14 protein-coding genes are annotated in these 17,543 nt (G+C 54.8%); 9 read left to right on the top strand and 5 right to left on the bottom strand.

The window, feature by feature from the left end; translation table 11 throughout:
- Nucleotide 1: 1 nt before the first annotated feature.
- Genes folD through MIM_RS10095 form a run of 3 tightly spaced genes read right to left on the bottom strand, consistent with a single transcriptional unit; the run spans nt 2 to nt 3,237 of the window.
- The gene (gene folD / locus MIM_RS10085; protein WP_025372632.1) at nt 2–865 is read right to left on the bottom strand and encodes a bifunctional methylenetetrahydrofolate dehydrogenase/methenyltetrahydrofolate cyclohydrolase FolD; all 864 of its coding nucleotides are present in this window, start codon (nt 863–865) and stop codon (nt 2–4) included.
- A gap of 15 nt (nt 866–880) precedes the next feature.
- Nucleotides 881–1,486 carry a response regulator transcription factor gene (locus MIM_RS10090; protein ID WP_025372633.1) on the bottom strand — a complete coding sequence of 202 codons (606 nt, stop codon included), beginning with the start codon at nt 1,484–1,486 and terminating at the stop codon, nt 881–883.
- On the bottom strand, nt 1,483–3,237 hold the full coding sequence (locus MIM_RS10095; RefSeq protein ID WP_025372634.1) for a PAS domain-containing sensor histidine kinase: 1,755 nt from the start codon (nt 3,235–3,237) through the stop codon (nt 1,483–1,485). Before MIM_RS10095 ends, MIM_RS10090 begins: the two co-directional genes overlap by 4 nt.
- 291 nt (nt 3,238–3,528) lie before the next feature.
- Here MIM_RS10095 and aceE point away from each other — a divergent pair, with 291 nt between their 5' ends.
- From aceE to MIM_RS10140, 9 genes are all read left to right on the top strand, one after another.
- Nucleotides 3,529–6,231 carry a pyruvate dehydrogenase (acetyl-transferring), homodimeric type gene (gene aceE / locus MIM_RS10100; protein ID WP_025372635.1) on the top strand — a complete coding sequence of 901 codons (2,703 nt, stop codon included), beginning with the start codon at nt 3,529–3,531 and terminating at the stop codon, nt 6,229–6,231.
- A gap of 11 nt (nt 6,232–6,242) precedes the next feature.
- On the top strand, nt 6,243–7,943 hold the full coding sequence (gene aceF, locus MIM_RS10105) for a dihydrolipoyllysine-residue acetyltransferase (RefSeq protein ID WP_025372636.1): 1,701 nt from the start codon (nt 6,243–6,245) through the stop codon (nt 7,941–7,943).
- 9 nt (nt 7,944–7,952) lie between these two features.
- Nucleotides 7,953–9,797, top strand: a complete 1,845-nt coding sequence (lpdA, locus tag MIM_RS10110; RefSeq protein ID WP_025372637.1) for a dihydrolipoyl dehydrogenase — start codon at nt 7,953–7,955, stop codon at nt 9,795–9,797.
- Between the two features lie 134 nt (nt 9,798–9,931).
- Entirely contained in the window at nt 9,932–11,239 is a 1,308-nt protein-coding gene (gene folC, locus MIM_RS10115) for a bifunctional tetrahydrofolate synthase/dihydrofolate synthase (RefSeq protein ID WP_025372638.1), read from the top strand.
- A gap of 33 nt (nt 11,240–11,272) precedes the next feature.
- The gene (locus MIM_RS10120) at nt 11,273–12,229 is read left to right on the top strand and encodes an SPOR domain-containing protein (protein WP_025372639.1); all 957 of its coding nucleotides are present in this window, start codon (nt 11,273–11,275) and stop codon (nt 12,227–12,229) included.
- Between the two features lie 15 nt (nt 12,230–12,244).
- Nucleotides 12,245–12,733: a CvpA family protein gene (locus tag MIM_RS10125; protein WP_025372640.1), complete on the top strand. Its 489-nt coding sequence runs from the start codon at nt 12,245–12,247 to the stop codon at nt 12,731–12,733.
- 46 nt (nt 12,734–12,779) lie between these two features.
- On the top strand, nt 12,780–14,297 hold the full coding sequence (purF, locus tag MIM_RS10130; protein ID WP_025372641.1) for an amidophosphoribosyltransferase: 1,518 nt from the start codon (nt 12,780–12,782) through the stop codon (nt 14,295–14,297).
- A gap of 291 nt (nt 14,298–14,588) precedes the next feature.
- On the top strand, nt 14,589–15,092 hold the full coding sequence (locus MIM_RS10135; RefSeq protein WP_025372642.1) for a MarR family winged helix-turn-helix transcriptional regulator: 504 nt from the start codon (nt 14,589–14,591) through the stop codon (nt 15,090–15,092).
- Nucleotides 15,079–16,305 (top strand): multidrug effflux MFS transporter, encoded by a 1,227-nt coding sequence (locus MIM_RS10140; RefSeq protein ID WP_025372643.1) that lies wholly within the window; start codon nt 15,079–15,081, stop codon nt 16,303–16,305. The genes MIM_RS10135 and MIM_RS10140 overlap by 14 nt, the downstream gene beginning before the upstream one ends.
- Before the next feature lie 38 nt (nt 16,306–16,343).
- Here the strand turns inward: MIM_RS10140 and MIM_RS10145 are convergent, their stop codons facing one another.
- Both MIM_RS10145 and MIM_RS10150 read right to left on the bottom strand, forming a co-directional pair.
- Nucleotides 16,344–16,832, bottom strand: a complete 489-nt coding sequence (locus MIM_RS10145) for a disulfide bond formation protein B (RefSeq protein ID WP_025372644.1) — start codon at nt 16,830–16,832, stop codon at nt 16,344–16,346.
- Nucleotides 16,829–17,542, bottom strand: coding sequence for a MarC family protein (locus tag MIM_RS10150; RefSeq protein WP_025372645.1), 714 nt, complete (start codon nt 17,540–17,542; stop codon nt 16,829–16,831). The genes MIM_RS10145 and MIM_RS10150 overlap by 4 nt, the downstream gene beginning before the upstream one ends.
- Nucleotide 17,543 lies beyond the last annotated feature (1 nt).

A 17,543-nucleotide genomic window follows, 5' to 3' on the forward strand; every position in this document is an offset into this window, starting at 1 on the left:
GTTATCTTTTCTGTTTCAGATTCTGTTGTTCGGCTGCGTGTACGGTATTGATGAGCAACATGACAATGGTCATGGGGCCAACGCCGCCGGGTACCGGTGTGATGGCAGAAGCCACTTCGCGGGCGCTTTCAAATTGCACATCCCCCTTGAGTTTACCGTCCTGTCCGCGATTGATGCCCACATCAATCACCACTGCACCGGGTTTGATCATATCCCCCGTGATCATTTCGGGCTTGCCGGTGGCAACGACCAGAATATCGGCGCGTCGGGTTTGGGCGCCCAGATCGCGGGTTTTGGAATTGCAGATGGTCACAGTGGCGCCGGCTTTTTGCAGCAACAGGGCCATGGGTTTGCCGACAATATTGCTGGCGCCAACCACGACAGCTTCAGCGCCGCGAATATTTACCTGCTCATCTTCCAGCATTTTCATGACCCCGTATGGGGTGCAGGGAATGAAGGTGGGCTTGCCGATCATCAGTGCGCCGGCGTTGCTGACATGAAATCCATCCACATCCTTGGCTGGCGAGATGGCTTCGATAACGGTATCGGCATTGAAATGGGGCGGCAGAGGCAACTGTACCAGTATGCCATTGACAGCAGGATCGTTGTTGAGCGTGTGGATGCGTTCCAGCAGTTCGGCTTCGGTCATCTGGGCCGGGTAGGTTTCAACTGAAGAGGTCAGTCCCAGTTTGTTGAAAGTGTTCGCCTTGTGATTGACATACACCTGCGAGGCAGGGTCGTCACCAACCAGAATAACCGTGAGGGATGGGACAATGCCCTGTTCCTTAAGCCGGGCCAGTTGCGGGACCAGTTGCAGCTTGAGTTTTTCGGCCAGCTGTTTGCCATCAATAATACGTGCCGTCATGTTGTTTTCGCTATCCTACTTTACCAATGCCACTTTCATTAAATCTGCTACCGTCGTCACTTCCAGTTTCTCCATGATGTTGGCGCGATGCGCTTCCACTGTTTTGATACTGATATTCAAATCGTCAGCGATTTGTTTGTTCAGCCTGCCGGCCACAATGCGCTCCAGAACCTGTTGTTCGCGCGCAGTCAGGCGACCAATAAGTTCTTCGTGGTTTTTGCGGGCCTGCTGTTCAGATGCATTATTGATTGCCTGTTCCAGCATGCGCGCAATAATTTCACGCAGGTCTGCTTCGTTAAATGGTTTTTCCAGGAAGTCGACGGCGCCTTTTTTCATGGTGGACACGGCCATGGGCACATCGCCGTGACCCGTAATGAACACCACGGGGATCGTTGCCTTGCGGGCCACCAGGGTTTCCTGCAATTCCAGACCGGACATGCCGGGCATCCGCACGTCGGCAATCAGCACGCTGACGACATTCGGATTGTAACCTTCGAGGAATTTTTCCGCGCTGTCGAAGGCCACAACCTGATAGCCGTTGGCCTCAAGAAGCCAGCGTAGTGAATCACGTACCGCTTCGTCATCATCTACGATATATACAATGCTGCCTGGGTTATTCATACGGTTAATTCCTCTTTGATAGGTGTGTCATTGGGCTCTTGTGGAGCACAGGGCAGAGTGAAATGAAACAGGGTGCCTCCTTCCGGATTGGCCTGTGCCCACAGCCTGCCGTGGTGGGATTCAATAATGGTGCGGCAAATATTCAGGCCCATTCCCAGTCCTTCTGATTTCGTACTGAAAAAAGGCTCGAACAGTCGTTCCGGCTCTTGTATGCCATGGCCACGATCCGTCACAATAAATTCAACGAGCTGGCCCTGCAGTTTGATTTCCACGGTCAGCAGATCATGCTCGGAGTGGTTCATGGCTTCCAGGCCGTTCTTGACCAGATTCAGCAGTACCTGCTCGATCAGAATCGGGTCTGCCAGCACATGGGGAATATGATCGGGAATGATGGCCTCGATGCGAATCTGCCGCTTGCGGGCATCGATCTCGGCAAAATCCAGTGCATGTTCGACAATTTCTTCAACCGGTACGCGCTGGCGACGCGGTTCACTGCGCTTGACGAATTCGCGGATGCGGCTGACGATTTTGCCGGCGCGCTCAGCCTGGTTGGCTGCCTTTTCCAGCGCAGACAGCAGCGACTCGTTGGTGGCCCGTCCGGATTTGAGCATGGCGACTGCCGCCATGTTGTAGTTGGCGATGGCGGTGAGCGGCTGATTCAGTTCATGCGCCAGCGATGAGGCCATTTCCCCCATGGTCGTCAGGCGACTGGTGAGCTGGATTTTTTCCTGCTGGTTGCGTGATTCTTCTTCGTGCTTGCGTCTTTCGGTAATATCGCGTGCCACCTGCAGGCGAACGCGGCGGCCATCGGTCCACACCAGCATGCGGTGCTGCACTTCAAACCAGCTGTTGACGCTGGGTGCGTATTGCTCGATCGAGTCTTCCGTGAAACGGCCACGCCGGCCGGCCAGCAGTTCGGCATGGCCCTGCGGTTGGGAACCGAAAAGACGGCGATAGGTACGGTTGGCAAACAGCAATTCGCGACCATTCACGGTATCGGCAACGACCGAAATGGCATCATCAAGCCCTTCGAGTACCGTCATAAAGCGCTCGTGAGCGGCGGCCAGCGCTTCGCGTACACGCTTGGGTTCGGTAATGTCGGTCATGGAGGTCATCCAGCCGATTTGCTCGCCATTGGGATCGCGCAGGGCAGACACGTACATGCGCGAAGTGAAGCGCGAACCGTCGCGTCGCTGTGCTTCCACTTCCAGGCCGGTACTGGGGGTTTTGCCGGACATGAGGATATCCAGCGTGCGCTGGTGCTCATCGTAGCGTCCAGGTACCCAATAGGGAAAGGGCGTGCTTTTGCCGAGCAGGTCTGCTTCGTTCCATCCCATCATGCGGCAAAAAGCCGGGTTAACATAGGCGATACGCCCCTGCATGTCCAGCACACGCATGCCGGTTGACATGGAGTTTTCCATGGCGCGGCGAAAACTGGTTTCGGCCTGCAGGGCCGCTTCGGCGTGTGAGCGAAAACGCGTATAGCGCCATAACGCCAGCAAACTGATAATAATAATGAGGGAGAGGGCGATGACGAAAAAAAGCAGGCGTTGCTGGCGGGTTTCTTCGTCCATGGTGATGAACATGACGCTTTCGCTGTGCAGGCGCTGCAGCCAGAAGAATCCGGCCATTACCAGCAGATACAGCACCAGAACAAAAACGGGGGTGATCCAGTACAGGCCGCGTTTTTTGAATTTTGCGCTATCGTAAAAAGACGAGGTAAGCAAAGACTTGCTTGGTAATTCGGGCATGCTCATGATCACAATTCATAACCTGGACATTTTAAAGGAGTTAAATGCAAATTCACAGCAACAGCACAAATTTTGTCATTTAGTCATGTTGCGCTGCAATGTAAATTTCATATTATAAAATTCAATATCATTATATAAAATTTTCCTTGTCATAGGCGGCTTGCTCTTTTAGAATGAGCAGCAGTCAGGCGTGCAAATCCGCAAACCGGGTTGCCCTGCGCACCGAAAATGGTATGGTTACACAAACACGTCAGTGCCGTGGCCACGATAAAAATCGATATGGAGAACTGAATGTCTACATCAGATAACCCTCAGACAGGCAAATCCACGGATGTGGATAGCGTAGAGACCCAGGAATGGCTGGATTCGCTGGAAGCAGTGCTGGACAGGGAGGGGCCGGAACGCGCGCACTTTCTGCTTGAACGGCTGACCGATCTGGCTCGCAGGTCCGGCTCCAACATCCCGTATTCCCCCAATACCGCCTACGTCAATACCATACCGCCCGGCCTGGAGCCGCGCCATCCTGGCAACATGGCCATGGAAGAGCGCATCCGCTCGTATGTGCGCTGGAATGCCATGGCTATGGTGGTCAAGGCCAACAAACACAATCCCGCAGACGGTGGCGATCTGGGTGGCCACATTGCTTCCTTTGCCTCACTGGCAACCATGATCGGTTGCGGTCAGAACCATTTCTGGCATGCGGCCACTGAAGATCATGGCGGCGATCTGGTGTATTTTCAGGGCCACTCTTCCCCCGGTGTGTACGGACGTGCCTATCTTGAAGGACGCCTGACCGACGAGCAACTGGATAACTTCCGTCAGGAAGTCGGTGGCAAAGGTCTGCCTTCCTATCCGCATCCCAAACTGATGCCTGAGTTCTGGCAGTTCCCAACAGTTTCTATGGGCTTAGGTCCGTTGATGGCTATTTACCAGGCCCGTTTCCTGAAATACCTGCACGCCCGCGGCATTGCCGACACCAGCAAGCGTAAAGTCTGGGTCTTCTGCGGCGATGGCGAAATGGACGAACCTGAATCGCTGGGTGCCATCAGCCTGGCTGCACGTGAAAAACTCGATAACCTGATTTTTGTGATTAACTGCAATCTGCAGCGTCTGGACGGTCCGGTACGCGGCAACGGCAAAATCATCCAGGAGCTGGAAGGCGAATTCCGTGGCAGCGGCTGGAATGTGATCAAGCTGATCTGGGGCGGTTACTGGGATCCCCTGCTGGCGCGCGACAAAGAAGGTATTCTGCGTAAAGTCATGCAGGAAACGGTTGACGGCGAATACCAGGCCTGCAAGGCCAACGACGGTGCCTATGTTCGTGAACACTTCTTCGGCAAGGATCCGCGTCTGCTGGAAATGGTCAGCCGTATGAGTGACGAGGAAATCTGGCGCCTGAACCGTGGCGGCCATGATCCCTACAAAGTGTATGCTGCGTTTGATGCCGCCCAGAATGCGGTCGGCCAGCCTACCGTGATTTTGGCCAAAACCATCAAGGGTTACGGTTTGGGCGCGATTGCTCAGGGCCAGAATCCGGCGCACCAGCAGAAAAAACTGGACATCGATTCGCTCAGGGGCTTCCGCGACCGTTTCAATATTCCGGTCACCGACGAGCAGCTCGAGAATCTGCCCTATTACAAGCCATCTGAAGATTCGCCTGAAATGAAGTATCTGCGCGAGCAGCGCGAGAAACTGGGCGGCTACTATCCAAGCCGTCGTCCGCAGGCTGAAGAAAAACTCAAAGTGCCGGCGCTGGACGTGTTCAAGGCCGTACTTGAGCCAACAGCAGAAGGCCGCGAAATTTCCACTACACAAGCGTTTGTACGCTTCCTGAATCAATTGCTGCGCGACAAACAGCTGGGCGAACGGGTTGTGCCGATTCTGGCCGACGAATCGCGCACTTTTGGTATGGAAGGCCTGTTCCGCCAGATCGGCATTTATGCACCGGAAGGGCAGAAGTACACGCCTGTGGATAAAAACCAGGTGATGTACTACAAGGAATCGGCTGACGGTCAGTTGCTGCAGGAAGGCATTAACGAAGCGGGTGCGTTTGCGTCATGGATTGCGGCGGCAACGTCCTATTCGACCAACAATCGCATCATGATTCCGTTCTTCATTTACTACTCCATGTTCGGCTTCCAGCGGGTTGGCGATCTGGCATGGGCTGCCGGCGATATGCAGGCACGGGGCTTCCTGCTGGGCGGTACGGCGGGTCGCACGACGCTGAACGGCGAGGGGTTGCAGCACGAAGACGGACATAGTCATATTCTGGCTTCTACTATCCCGAACTGCGTCAGCTATGATCCGACGTTCGCACACGAAGTGGCTGTGATCATGCAGCACGGGCTGAAGCGCATGGTTGAGAATCAGGAAAACGTGTATTACTACCTCACGCTGATGAATGAAAACTACGGTCAGCCCGGACTCAAAGAGGGCGACGCAGAAGGTATCATCAAAGGCATGTACAAGCTGCAGTCTACGAGCGGTGGCAAGCACCATGTCCAGCTGATGGGTTCGGGCACGATTTTGCGCGAAGTCATGAAGGCGCAGGAATTGCTCAAACAGGATTGGGATATTTCGTCAGACGTATGGAGCGTGACCAGCTTTACCGAGCTGCGCCGTGAAGGTCTGGATGTGGATCGTCACAATCTGCTGAACCCTGCTGACAAGCCCCGGATTCCTTACATTACCCAGCAACTGGAAACCACAGACGGCCCGATCATCGCGTCGACCGACTATATGAAGCTGTTTGCTGACCAGGTACGGGACTTTATGCCTAAAGGACGCACCTACCGGGTACTGGGCACTGATGGATTTGGCCGTTCGGATTTCCGTTACAAACTGCGTGAGCACTTTGAAGTGGATCGTCATTTCGTTGTTCTGGCCGCCCTCAAGGCATTGGCCGATGACGGTACGATCGACAAATCGAAAGTGAGCGAAGCCATTCAGAAATATGGCATTGACACCAACAAAGCCAATCCTCACCACGCATAAGGCAGATCATTATGAGCAATGTAATCGAAATCAAGGTTCCGGACATTGGCGATTTCAGTGAGGTGGAAGTCATTGAGTTGCTGGTCGCGCCGGGCGATACCATCAAGGAAGAGCAAAGTCTGATCACCGTAGAGTCAGATAAGGCGTCCATGGAGATTCCTTCTTCGGCAGCGGGCGTCGTCAAAGCGGTTAACGTCAAGGTTGGCGACAAAGTGGCAGAGGGCGCAGTCATCCTGACGCTTGAAGCCGGACAGGCAGCAGCTGCGGACAGCAAACCTGCCGCCAGCAGCGCGGCCGACGAGAAGGCGAACCCGGCGCAGGAACCCGCACAGGCTGCCAGCGCTCCCGCAGAACCGGCAGCGCAGAGCGCCGCCGGCGGCACAGTGGAAGTGACCGTGCCGGATATCGGCGACTTCAGCGAAGTGGAAGTCATTGAAGTCCTGGTTGCGGCGGGTGATAAAGTCAAGCAGGAACAGAGCCTGATCACCGTGGAGTCCGATAAGGCATCCATGGAAATCCCTTCGTCCGACGAGGGTGAAGTGGAGGCCGTGCTGGTAAAAGTGGGCGACAAAGTGGCCAAAGGGACGGCCATTGTCAAGCTCAAATCCAGCGCAGGTTCGGCTCAAGCGCCTGCCGCCGCCGAGCCAGCCGGCAAGCCCGCGGATAGCACTGCCAACAAGGCCCAGAGTGAACCTGCAGCAGCCACGGCGGCCGCACCTCAGGCCGGTAGCGCCGCACAGCAACGGGTGTCTCCTACCGCTGCTTTTGGCTCCGCCGTTTCTGCACGCAGTTTGCCGCATGCCTCGCCCTCAGTTCGGAAATTCGCTCGTGAACTGGGTGTCGATCTGACTCAGATTACCGGCTCTGGTGAAAAACAGCGCATCACGCAAGACGATGTTCGCAAATTCGTTAAGGCAGCGCTTGCCGTGGGTACCAGCGCATCTTCTACCACCACCCGTTCTCAGGTGGGCGGTGGCGGCTTAAGTGTTCTGGACTGGCCGAATATCGACTTCTCCAAATTCGGGCCGATTGAAAGCAAACCGCTGTCGCGCATTAAGAAAATTTCCGGCGCTAACCTGCATCGCAACTGGGTCATGATTCCACATGTGACCAATAACGAGCAGGCCGATATCACGGATCTGGAAGCCTTCCGCGTTTCCATGAACAAGGAATATGAAAAAGCCGGCGTCAAGTTCACGATGCTGGCGTTCCTGATCAAGGCGGTTGTGTCTGCGCTGCAGAAATTCCCTGAGTTTAACGCCTCGCTCAGCGGCGATAATCTGGTGCTCAAGCAGTACTTTCATATCGGGTTCGCAGCCGATACGCCAAATGGCCTGGTCGTGCCGGTGATTCGCGATGCGGACAAAAAAGCGGTCAGTCAGATCGCTAAGGAAATGTCAGAGCTGGCTAAACTGGCGCGCGAAGGCAAGTTGTCACCGAACCAGATGCAGGGCGGGTGTTTCTCTATCAGTTCACTCGGCGGTATTGGCGGTACAAGCTTTACCCCCATCATCAATGCGCCTGAAGTGGCCATTCTGGGCGTCTCCAAATCATCCATGCAACCGGTATGGAATGGCAAGGAGTTCGCGCCGCGCCTGATGTTGCCGCTGTCGCTTTCCTATGATCATCGGGTCATCGACGGTGCCGCTGCCGCGCGTTTTAATGCATATCTGGCATCTGTTCTGGCGGACTTCCGCCGTGTCCTGATCTGACGGGAGAGATTGATGAGTCAAGTAGAAATCAAGGTGCCCGATATTGGTGACTTCGATGCAGTCGAAGTTATCGAAGTATTGGTTGCACAAGGCGATACGGTTAAGGAAGAACAGAGCCTGATTACCGTTGAGTCGGACAAGGCTTCAATGGAGATCCCTTCTTCGGCTGCCGGTAAAGTGGTGTCCCTTTCTGTCAAAGTAGGTGACAAGGTGTCAGAAGGCACGGTCATTCTGATGCTTGAAGCGGCCGCTGCCGGAGCGCAAGCGGCTGCCAGCGATAAAGCAGCGGCCCAGCCTGCTGCTAAAAGCGAGGCGGCGGCTCAGAAACCCGCAGCCAGCAGTGCTGCTGCGGAGCAAGCCAGTGCTGCCGCAGACCAGCGGCCGGCGCAAGCGGCTGCCGACAGCAGCGAGGTTCGGTATTCGCCTCCGGCTTCGGCACCCGCAGACGGCTGCGACGTACTGGTGCTGGGCGCCGGCCCTGGCGGTTATTCTGCAGCTTTCCGTGCTGCTGATCTGGGTTTAAGTGTGGTGCTGGTTGAACGCTATGCCACACTGGGCGGGGTCTGCCTGAATGTGGGATGTATTCCTTCCAAAGCGCTGCTGCACAGTGTTGCCGTATTGGAAGAAGCCAAACATCTGTCGGAAAATGGCATTACTTTTGGTGAGCCAGCCATTGATCTGGACAAGTTGCGTGCAAGCAAAGACAAGGTGGTTTCCACGCTGACCGGCGGCCTGACCGGTATGGCCAAGGCCCGCAAGGTTAAGGTGATTCAGGGTCTGGGGCAGTTTGCCGACGAATACCATCTGACTGTACAGAAAGATGACGGCTCAAGCGAAACGGTTGCGTTCAAGCATGCCATTATTGCTGCGGGCAGTCAGTCTGTGAAACTGCCATTCCTGCCTGAAGACGAGCGCATTATTGATTCCACCGGTGCTTTGAAACTGAAAAGCATCCCGAAAAAAATGCTGATCATCGGTGGCGGCATTATCGGCCTGGAAATGGGCACCGTCTATTCGGCTCTGGGCGCACGCCTGGACGTCGTGGAGATGCTCGATGGCCTGATGCAGGGCGCAGATCGCGATCTGGTCAAGGTATGGCAAAAGAAAAACGAAGGCCGGTTTGATCAAATCATGGTCAAAACCAAAACGGTGTCGGCCGAGGCCAAGCCTGACGGTATCTGGGTCAAATTCGAAGGCGAAGCCGCTCCGGCCGAACCGCAGCGATACGATCTGGTGTTGCAGGCGGTAGGGCGTTCTCCCAACGGTGCAAAGATCGGTGCCGACAAGGCCGGTGTTCAGGTAACCGAACGTGGCTTCATTAATGTCGATGAACAGATGCGCACCAATGTGCCGCATATTTTCGCCATCGGCGATATTGTTGGGCAACCCATGCTGGCGCACAAAGCCGTTCATGAAGCGCATGTGGCCGCTGAAGTGATCGCCGGGCACAAGAGTTATTTTGATGTACGCGTGATTCCTTCTGTTGCCTATACCGATCCGGAAGTGGCCTGGGCAGGGCTGACCGAAGAAGAAGCCAAAAAGCAGGGCATCAAGTTCGAAAAAGGCGTGTTCCCATGGGCCGCCTCAGGACGTGCCATTGCCAACGGTCGCTCGGAAGGCTTCACCAAGCTGCTGTTTGATGCCGAAACGCATCGCATTATTGGTGGTAGCATTGTAGGTACCCATGCCGGTGACCTGATCTCTGAAGTGGCGCTGGCCGTGGAAATGGGCGCCGATTCGGTTGATATCGGCAAGACTATTCATCCGCATCCAACGCTTGGCGAATCAGTGGGGATGGCGGCTGAAGTGGCCCATGGTACCTGCACCGATCTGCCTCCGGTCAAACGCAAGTAGATCTTCAGTGCTGTTTCCATCCCTGTCGGCGGTGGCCGGCAGGTAAAGAACGCCCTTATTTCCGGTTAAGGCCGAAAGTAAGGGCGTTTTTCATTTTGATGACTTAAAATCCTTCTTTCGGGTATTTCATTTTTATTATGTCCGCCGCTCCTACTAGTAAGCACTCGCTGGCCGATTGGCTGGCCTATCTCGAATCCTTGCATCCCACGGCCATCGAGCTCGGTCTGGACCGGGTCAGAACGGTCGCCCAGCGCCTGCAGGCCTGTGAGGGTGGCGGTGTCAAAATCATTGTCGGTGGCACCAATGGCAAAGGCTCTACGTGTGCCATGCTCGAGTCTATCTATCTGGCGGCCGGGTACAAAACCGGGCTGTATACCTCTCCCCATCTTATCGACTTTAATGAACGCATCCGTGTTCGCGGTGAACTGGCTACAGACGAGCAGATCGTCCGGCAACTGGCGCTTATCGAGACCGCGCGCGGCGATATATCGCTAACGTATTTCGAATACACCACGCTGGCTGCGCTGTTGCTGTTCAAGGAATACCAGACCGATGTCGCGATTCTGGAAGTGGGGCTGGGCGGACGGCTCGATGCGGTCAATATCGTAGATGCGGATTGTTCGATTGTCACGAGCGTTGATGTTGATCATGTTGAATGGCTCGGGGATACGAGGGAAAAAATCGGCTGGGAAAAGGCGCATATTTTCCGCAAGGGTAAGCCGGCCATCTGCAGCGATCCGCAACCACCACAGTCGGTGCTGGACTACGCGCGTGAAATTGAAGCAGATTTGTGGTTGTTCGGGCACGACTTTAACTATTCGGCCGACAAACAGCAGTGGGCGTTTGCCGGCCGTCATCAGCGGCGTAATGCACTGGCGTATCCCGCTTTGCGTGGCGCCAATCAGTTGCTGAATGCGTCTGCCGCGCTTGCTGCAATCGAATCATTACGCGACAGGCTAGCCGTTCCCCAGCAATCGGTGCGTCAGGGCCTGATTCAGGCGGTGCTGCCCGGCCGTTTCCAGATTATTCCCGGCCAGCCTACCGTTGTGCTTGATGTGGCGCATAATCCGCAAGCTGCGGCCGTGCTGGCTCACAATCTGGACAGCATGGCCTATTTTCCCTATACCCATGCGGTGGTAGGGATGGTCAATGACAAGGATTGTGACGAAGTCATCAAAAAGTTTGGTCGCAAGGTGGATCACTGGTATTGTGCCAGCCTGGGTGGTGAGCGCAGTCGCAGCGGTGAGGATATCGCCCGGCGAATACGTCAGCAGTTTCCGGCAGACGCCGAAGGGTTACCAAGCGTTACCGTTTTCGATTCTCCGGCGGCTGCCTATGAATCTGCGCATTCAAAGGCCGCTGACAATGATAGAATAGTCGTGTTTGGCTCGTTTTTAACCGTGGCCGCCGTTTTACAGCATTTGGGACGACCAGCCGTCTGAAAGCGTATCTTTATAAATAGTCGGGAATAAGTTATGGGTTTATTCAATTCACAAGATGATAATCGGCCGGGACAACGCCGTACCCAGTCTGAACAGAACCAGGCCAATGATCTGCGGGTCAAAGCCAGAAACCGCCTGATCGGTGCGATTATTCTTGTGCTGGCCGCTGTCATTATTGTGCCTATGGTTCTGGATACCGGCGGCTCAGACAATACGCCAACACCCGCCCAGAAGCCGCCTCTTGTTTCGGGTGGGGGAAGCGACAGCAATTCCCTGTCGGTAACAACAACCCCAGGCGTAGAATCCAATGGTCCGAGTTCCACCTCGCAGCAGGCTACAGTTGATGGCAGCGCGCCACAAACGCCGCCAGTCAGTGGATCCGTCGCCTCCGGGACGGCAGAGCCGCCACAAACGCCGGAAACAACACCAGCCACCCAGGATCCGGGTTTGACGGGCTTAACGGAAGCCATTGACCCGAACCGTTCCATCGCATCAGGCACCGCTAACCAGCCGGTAACGCCAGAAGATCAGGCTGCAAGGCAAAAACAGGAAGCCGAGGCTGCCGCCAAGGCTCAGGCAGATGCCAAAAGGGCAGCCGAGCGCAAAAAAGCGGCTGCCAGCAAGCCCGCCGAGCCACCTAAAAAACCGGGCGTCATCAGGGATGACAATCGTACCGATGACGGTTCACGCGCGCTGGCTATTCTGGAAGGTCGCGAACCTGCACCTGCAGAGAAAAGCAAACCCAAGGTCACATCGGGCGATTATTCCCTGCAGATCGCTTCCTACGGTTCTTCGGACGATGCCCAAAGCCGTCGCAGCAAGCTGGCAGCAGATGGCGTATCCAATGCGTATGTGCAAAATTCAGTTGTAAATGGCAAGCAGATTTACCGTTTGCGTGTTGGCCCGTTCAAATCTCGTGAGGCGGCGCAGGCAGCGCAAACCCGTCTTCGTTCACTGGGTTATGACAACGGTTTCATTTCATCGAATTGATATCCATGCATTGAAGTGACCGAATTTGATTACACCTGCCTTGGGATCATTGCTGTCTCGGGGCTCCTTGGATTAATGAGAGGGTTTCTTAAAGAAGCCTTCTCATTAATTGCTTATGCTGCCGCATTTATCGGCGCGATCTGGTGGGGTCCCGCGGTTTATCCCTGGGTAATGCAATACATCAATAACGCGCTGATCAGCATGGGCATCGGGTATGCGGTGGTATTCATTGCCATCCTGCTGGTTGTCGGCCTGGTCAACGTGACCCTTGCCACCCTTATTGAGGCTACCGGTCTGGGGCCGGCCGATCAGGGGCTTGGTATTGTGTTCGGCATTGTCCGAGGCGTGCTGATTATCCTGATACTGGTTGTGCTCGCAGGATATACGCCATTTCCCAAAGAGCCATGGTGGGTTAACGCCAGATTTTCGCCGATGGCGATGATGGCAGTACAGCAAATCAAGCTGCGTCTGCCGGACAGTATCGGGTCTTATTTACCTTATTAGTTTTATCTTTCGTTTTCTCTCTCGTATTTTTCAGGATAGGCATTATATGTGCGGAATTATCGGTATCGTCGGGCGCGCGCCAGTGAATCAACTGGTGTACGACAGTCTGCTGTTACTGCAACATCGTGGCCAGGACGCAGCCGGCATTGCGACCGCCTACGGCAACCACTTCAATATGTACAAGGCCCATGGCCTGGTACGTGACGTATTTCGTACTCGCAATATGCGCGATCTGCCAGGTCATTCCGGTATCGGTCAGGTGCGTTACCCAACGGCGGGTTCCAGCGATTCGCTGGAAGAAGCGCAACCTTTTTATGTCAACGCGCCTTTCGGTATCACGTTTGCGCACAATGGTAATCTGACCAATTGGCGTGAGCTGCGTGAGCAACTGTTCAAGGTGGATCAGCGTCATATCAATACCAATTCGGATTCTGAAGTCCTGCTCAATGTGCTGGCGCACGAGCTGCAGTCTGCAGCGAAAGGCAGCACCCTGGATCCTGCTGCCATGTTCAGTGCGGTAGCGGCCGTGCATCGCCGCGTCAAGGGGGCCTACTCGGTGGTTGCGCAAATTGCCGGATACGGGTTGCTGGCTTTCCGTGATCCATTCGGTATCCGCCCGCTGTGCCTGGGCAAGTTTGACTCAGAGCAGGGCGCGGAATGGATGGTTGCGTCCGAATCGGTCGCACTCGAGGGTAGCGGGTTTGATTTCGTTCGTGATATTGATGCCGGCGAAGCGGTATTCATTGATCTGGATGGCAACGTGCATGAGCAGCAATGCGCCGACAATCCCGTGCTCACACCGTGCATTTTTGAATATGTGTATTTCGCGCGTCCCGATTCCACCATTAGCGGCGTTAATGTTTACAATGCCCGCCTGAAAATGGGCGAGTACCTTGCCGATAAAGTGGCACGGCAATTGCGCTTGCGGGAAATTGATGTTGTCATGCCTATCCCGGATTCGTCCCGTCCGGCGGCCATGCAACTGGCATCCAAACTCAAACTCGAGTATCGCGAAGGGTTCATCAAAAACCGCTATGTAGGTCGCACCTTTATCATGCCGGGGCAGGCTGTGCGCAAAAAATCGGTCCGCCAGAAATTGAATGCCATGAGTGTAGAATTCAAGGACAAGAATGTACTGCTGGTGGATGATTCCATTGTACGTGGTACGACCAGTCGCGAGATTGTTGATATGGCAAGGGCGGCAGGGGCCCGGAAGGTGTTTTTTGCCTCGGCCGCTCCACCAGTGTGTTTCCCGAACGTTTACGGAATTGACATGCCAACGCAGGACGAGCTGATTGCCAATGGCAGAACGCCCGAGGAAGTCGCTGCCGAGATCGGGGCAGATGGCCTGGTGTATCAGGACCTGAATGACCTGAAAGCTGCTATTTCGGATTTGAATCCCGCGATCACGCAGTTTGAGGCGTCCTGCTTTGATGGTCAGTATGTGACGGGGGATGTGGATAGCGCCTACCTGGAAAGATTGCGTCTGACCAGACATCAGGTCAAGGAAGGGCAGGCGGTAGGTGGTCTGCAATTTAATATGGGGTATGCAGCGAACGCATAAATGGCGTTTGTTCCTGAAGTATGTTCCGGCTCTCTGCTGTGCTGATCGGCAGGGAGCCGTTATTATTTGAATCCCAGAGCTGCGGCCCGGAACGGCACCGGGAGTCAATCAACCATAATAATAAAGTGGCCACTGCCGTTATTTAAGTGACCGCCACAGTGAAACAGGCGTTTTTTTACGCTAGCACCAAGCGAACCCCAACAATTTCATTGGGTTCCAAATAATGCCGGTCCATTGCATCTGTCAAATGTCAGGCATATAATTGGTATGTCATCTATTGGTAAATCATTAATGTCTATCTCAACTAATAACGCAACGCCCGATTTCGGGCGATTGCTTCTTTCTCTTTCCGGGCAACTCAGTCGTCAATGGCGCAAGGTGCTGGATCGTCGTTTGCAGCCTATGGGGCTGACCGAGGCTACCTGGCTGCCCTTGCTGTATATCGCCAGGGCTACCGAGCCAATGCGACAAAAAGATTTAGCGGCTCAGATGGGGCTGGACAGCTCGTCTGTTGTACGCCTGCTCGATGGTCTGCAAACTGCCGGCTACATTCAGCGCCTGGAAGGTACAGACCGGCGTGAAAAAATTATTCACCTGACCGATTCCGGCAGGCAAACGGTGTCCAGCGTTGAGCGTGTCGTGAAAGAAGGTCGGCGGCGTTTGTTCCAGGATATTGACGCCGCGGAACTGGAAACGACGCGGTCGGTATTGCAGCAGCTTCTGGTTACGCTAGACTCAAGAGACGATGCATTTTGGTCCGATAGGGATGGCAGCGATTCTCATGCAAAAAAATAAAGCAATACGCGCGCCGTTGTGGCTGCTGGTGCTGGTCACGCTGAGTGGCACACTGGCGATGCATATGTTTGTGCCCGCCTTGCCCGATGCCGCAACCGATCTTCATGCCAGCATGGGTGCCATGCAGATGACCATCAGCCTGTATATTCTGGGGCTGGCGTTTGGCCAGCTGGTCTATGGCCCGCTATCGGATGGCTTCGGCCGGCGTCCGTTGTTGCTCGCCGGTCTGTCAATTTATGCGGTGGCAGGGGTTGCTGCCGCGTTTGCGCAAAACGAGTCGACCCTGGTAGGGGCGCGGCTGTTTCAGGCTTTAGGCGGCTGTGCCGGTCTGGCACTGGGCCGTGCCATTGTGCGTGACACCGCAGCAGGCGATAGTGCGGTCAAGGACCAGGCGCTGCTCAATCTGATTATGATGGCCGGTCCCGGCCTGGCCCCGTTGCTCGGTTCGTTCCTTGCCCTGCATTTCGGCTGGCGAGCTGTATTCTATGTGCTCGTATTACTGGGTGTCATTACCTTGTTATCAACATGGAAACTGTTGCCTGAAACCGGCAGGCCAACTGGCAAGGTGAGGCCGGCGGTTTTAGCAGCAGACTACACATCCCTGTTGCGATCACCGTCTTTTCTGGGATACGCCCTCGGCGGTGGCTGTGCAACCACTGCCATTTATGCATTTATCGCTGCTGCACCTTTTGTTATTACGATGGATCTGCATCGACCGGCAAATGAGGTAGGTCTTTATCTGGCGCTGTTGATTGTCGGGATGTCAGTGGGAAATGCCGCGACGCGGCAATTGATTGGTCGCTATTCGCTGGAACGATTGCTGATTGGCGGCAACGCGATAAGCGTTGTGGCAGCCTTGCTGTTGCTTACCTTAACACTGGCAGACCAACTGCACATTATAAGTGTCACTGCACTGATGTTTGTATTTTCTATGGGAGCCGGTATGGCCAGCCCGGCTGCCCTCACTAAAGGGTTGAATGTGGATCGCCACCTGGTAGGATCTGCTGCGGGCCTTTACGGTTTTACCCAAATGTCAGTGGGAGCCATCTGTACGTCGCTGGTGGGGCTTGGTGACAATCCTGCGTTGACGGCCTTTACGGTGCTTGCGTGCACGGCCATCCTGGGTCAGGCCGGCTTATGGTTTGGTATGAAACAGGATCGGCGCATGGCGCATAACGTACTGGCTTCGGATGCAACGACGAACCATCATTAGGTCCGTATTTTCTCAACACTGTACCTGCGCTGTACCTGTTATGCGAGGCGCGAACGGCCCCGCGTGTTGCCGAACAGCGCGTAAGCGCTCAGGCCCAGTAAGACGACAAATAACAGCAAGGCCCACAGGACATATTCAACGCCCAGCACACTTACTTTGGCATCCATGCAGGTGGCATAAATGCCGAAGAGCCAGGGTACCATGCCGTCGAGTCCGGTGGTTTTGGACATGAAAATATCAGCGAAGGTGCGGTCGCATGACACCATTTCTGCGGCGACCGTATATTGGTACCAGGCGGCAACGATGCCAGCAATGGTCAGCGCAAAGGTCAGAAGTGCTATCAGGCGCTTGATCGTCCCGGGAACCAGGTTGGCCAGCAGGCAGACCGCTGCAATAACCAGCAGAATGAGCCGTTGTAATACACACCACGCGCAAGGCGGCATATCAAAAACATGCTGGCTGATAAGCGCAACACCCAATGCGAGCAGGCAGAGCAGGGCAATAAGATTCAGGCGAGTTTGGGTCATAGAGAAGTTCTGGAGTAAGTTGAATAAATATCTGCAAACAGGCGCATAATCAATTCATGCGCGCCGTCCCACATAATCTGTACGCCAATGCATAGCAAAATAAATGCAGACAGCCGCATGAATACTGCCGTTCCGGAGGCGCCCAGGCGAGCCAGAAAGCGCGCGGCGAAACGCAGGCAGAAAAACAGAATAGCACTGACACTGATGACAGCAAGAACCATTGCGCCCACGCTCATGACACCGGCACCTGCGCTGATAAAATCGAAGGAAGCACCAACGGTGATAGCGGCAGAAATACTGCCTGGTCCGCAGGCAATCGGGAAGGTGAGGGGATAAAAGGCGCTGGATTTTACTTTTTCCTGCGAATAGTTTTCCACCAGTTTTTCATGCGCATCGGTATCCGGGTCTTTCGCATTGACCAGTTGCCAGGCGCTGGCCACGACCAGCAGGCCACCACCAACGCGAACGATGGGCAGCGAGAGACCGAAGAAACTCAACACCATATTACCGAACAAGGCGGCAAGCGTGAGCATCACAAAAACGTTGATTGAGATGCGCTTGGCAAGCAGCTTGCGGGTTGATGCGCTGGCCCCTTCGGTCATGGTCAGGAAGATGGGCGCAACGGCTGGCGGGTTGACGATAGGCAGGAGCGTGGCAAGAACAAACAGGAAACTTCGGCTGAAAATCAGGATATAGTCATTGATGCTCATT

Origin of the sequence: Advenella mimigardefordensis DPN7 (assembly GCF_000521505.1) — a bacterium.
GTDB classification, from domain to species: Bacteria; Pseudomonadota; Gammaproteobacteria; order Burkholderiales; family Burkholderiaceae_B; genus Advenella; species Advenella mimigardefordensis.

Excerpts from the sequence above, each read along its gene's own strand:
- folD (WP_025372632.1), bottom strand. The coding sequence starts at position 865 with ATGACGGCACGTATTATTGATGGCAAACAGCTGGCCGAAAAACTCAAG.
- MIM_RS10135 (WP_025372642.1), top strand. The coding sequence starts at position 14,589 with ATGTCTATCTCAACTAATAACGCAACGCCCGATTTCGGGCGATTGCTT.
- MIM_RS10145 (WP_025372644.1), bottom strand. The coding sequence starts at position 16,832 with ATGACCCAAACTCGCCTGAATCTTATTGCCCTGCTCTGCCTGCTCGCA.
- MIM_RS10150 (WP_025372645.1), bottom strand. The coding sequence starts at position 17,542 with ATGAGCATCAATGACTATATCCTGATTTTCAGCCGAAGTTTCCTGTTT.
- MIM_RS10140 (WP_025372643.1), top strand. The coding sequence starts at position 15,079 with ATGCAAAAAAATAAAGCAATACGCGCGCCGTTGTGGCTGCTGGTGCTG.
- aceE (WP_025372635.1), top strand. The coding sequence starts at position 3,529 with ATGTCTACATCAGATAACCCTCAGACAGGCAAATCCACGGATGTGGAT.
- MIM_RS10095 (WP_025372634.1), bottom strand. The coding sequence starts at position 3,237 with ATGCCCGAATTACCAAGCAAGTCTTTGCTTACCTCGTCTTTTTACGAT.
- MIM_RS10120 (WP_025372639.1), top strand. The coding sequence starts at position 11,273 with ATGGGTTTATTCAATTCACAAGATGATAATCGGCCGGGACAACGCCGT.
- aceF (WP_025372636.1), top strand. The coding sequence starts at position 6,243 with ATGAGCAATGTAATCGAAATCAAGGTTCCGGACATTGGCGATTTCAGT.
- MIM_RS10090 (WP_025372633.1), bottom strand. The coding sequence starts at position 1,486 with ATGAATAACCCAGGCAGCATTGTATATATCGTAGATGATGACGAAGCG.
- purF (WP_025372641.1), top strand. The coding sequence starts at position 12,780 with ATGTGCGGAATTATCGGTATCGTCGGGCGCGCGCCAGTGAATCAACTG.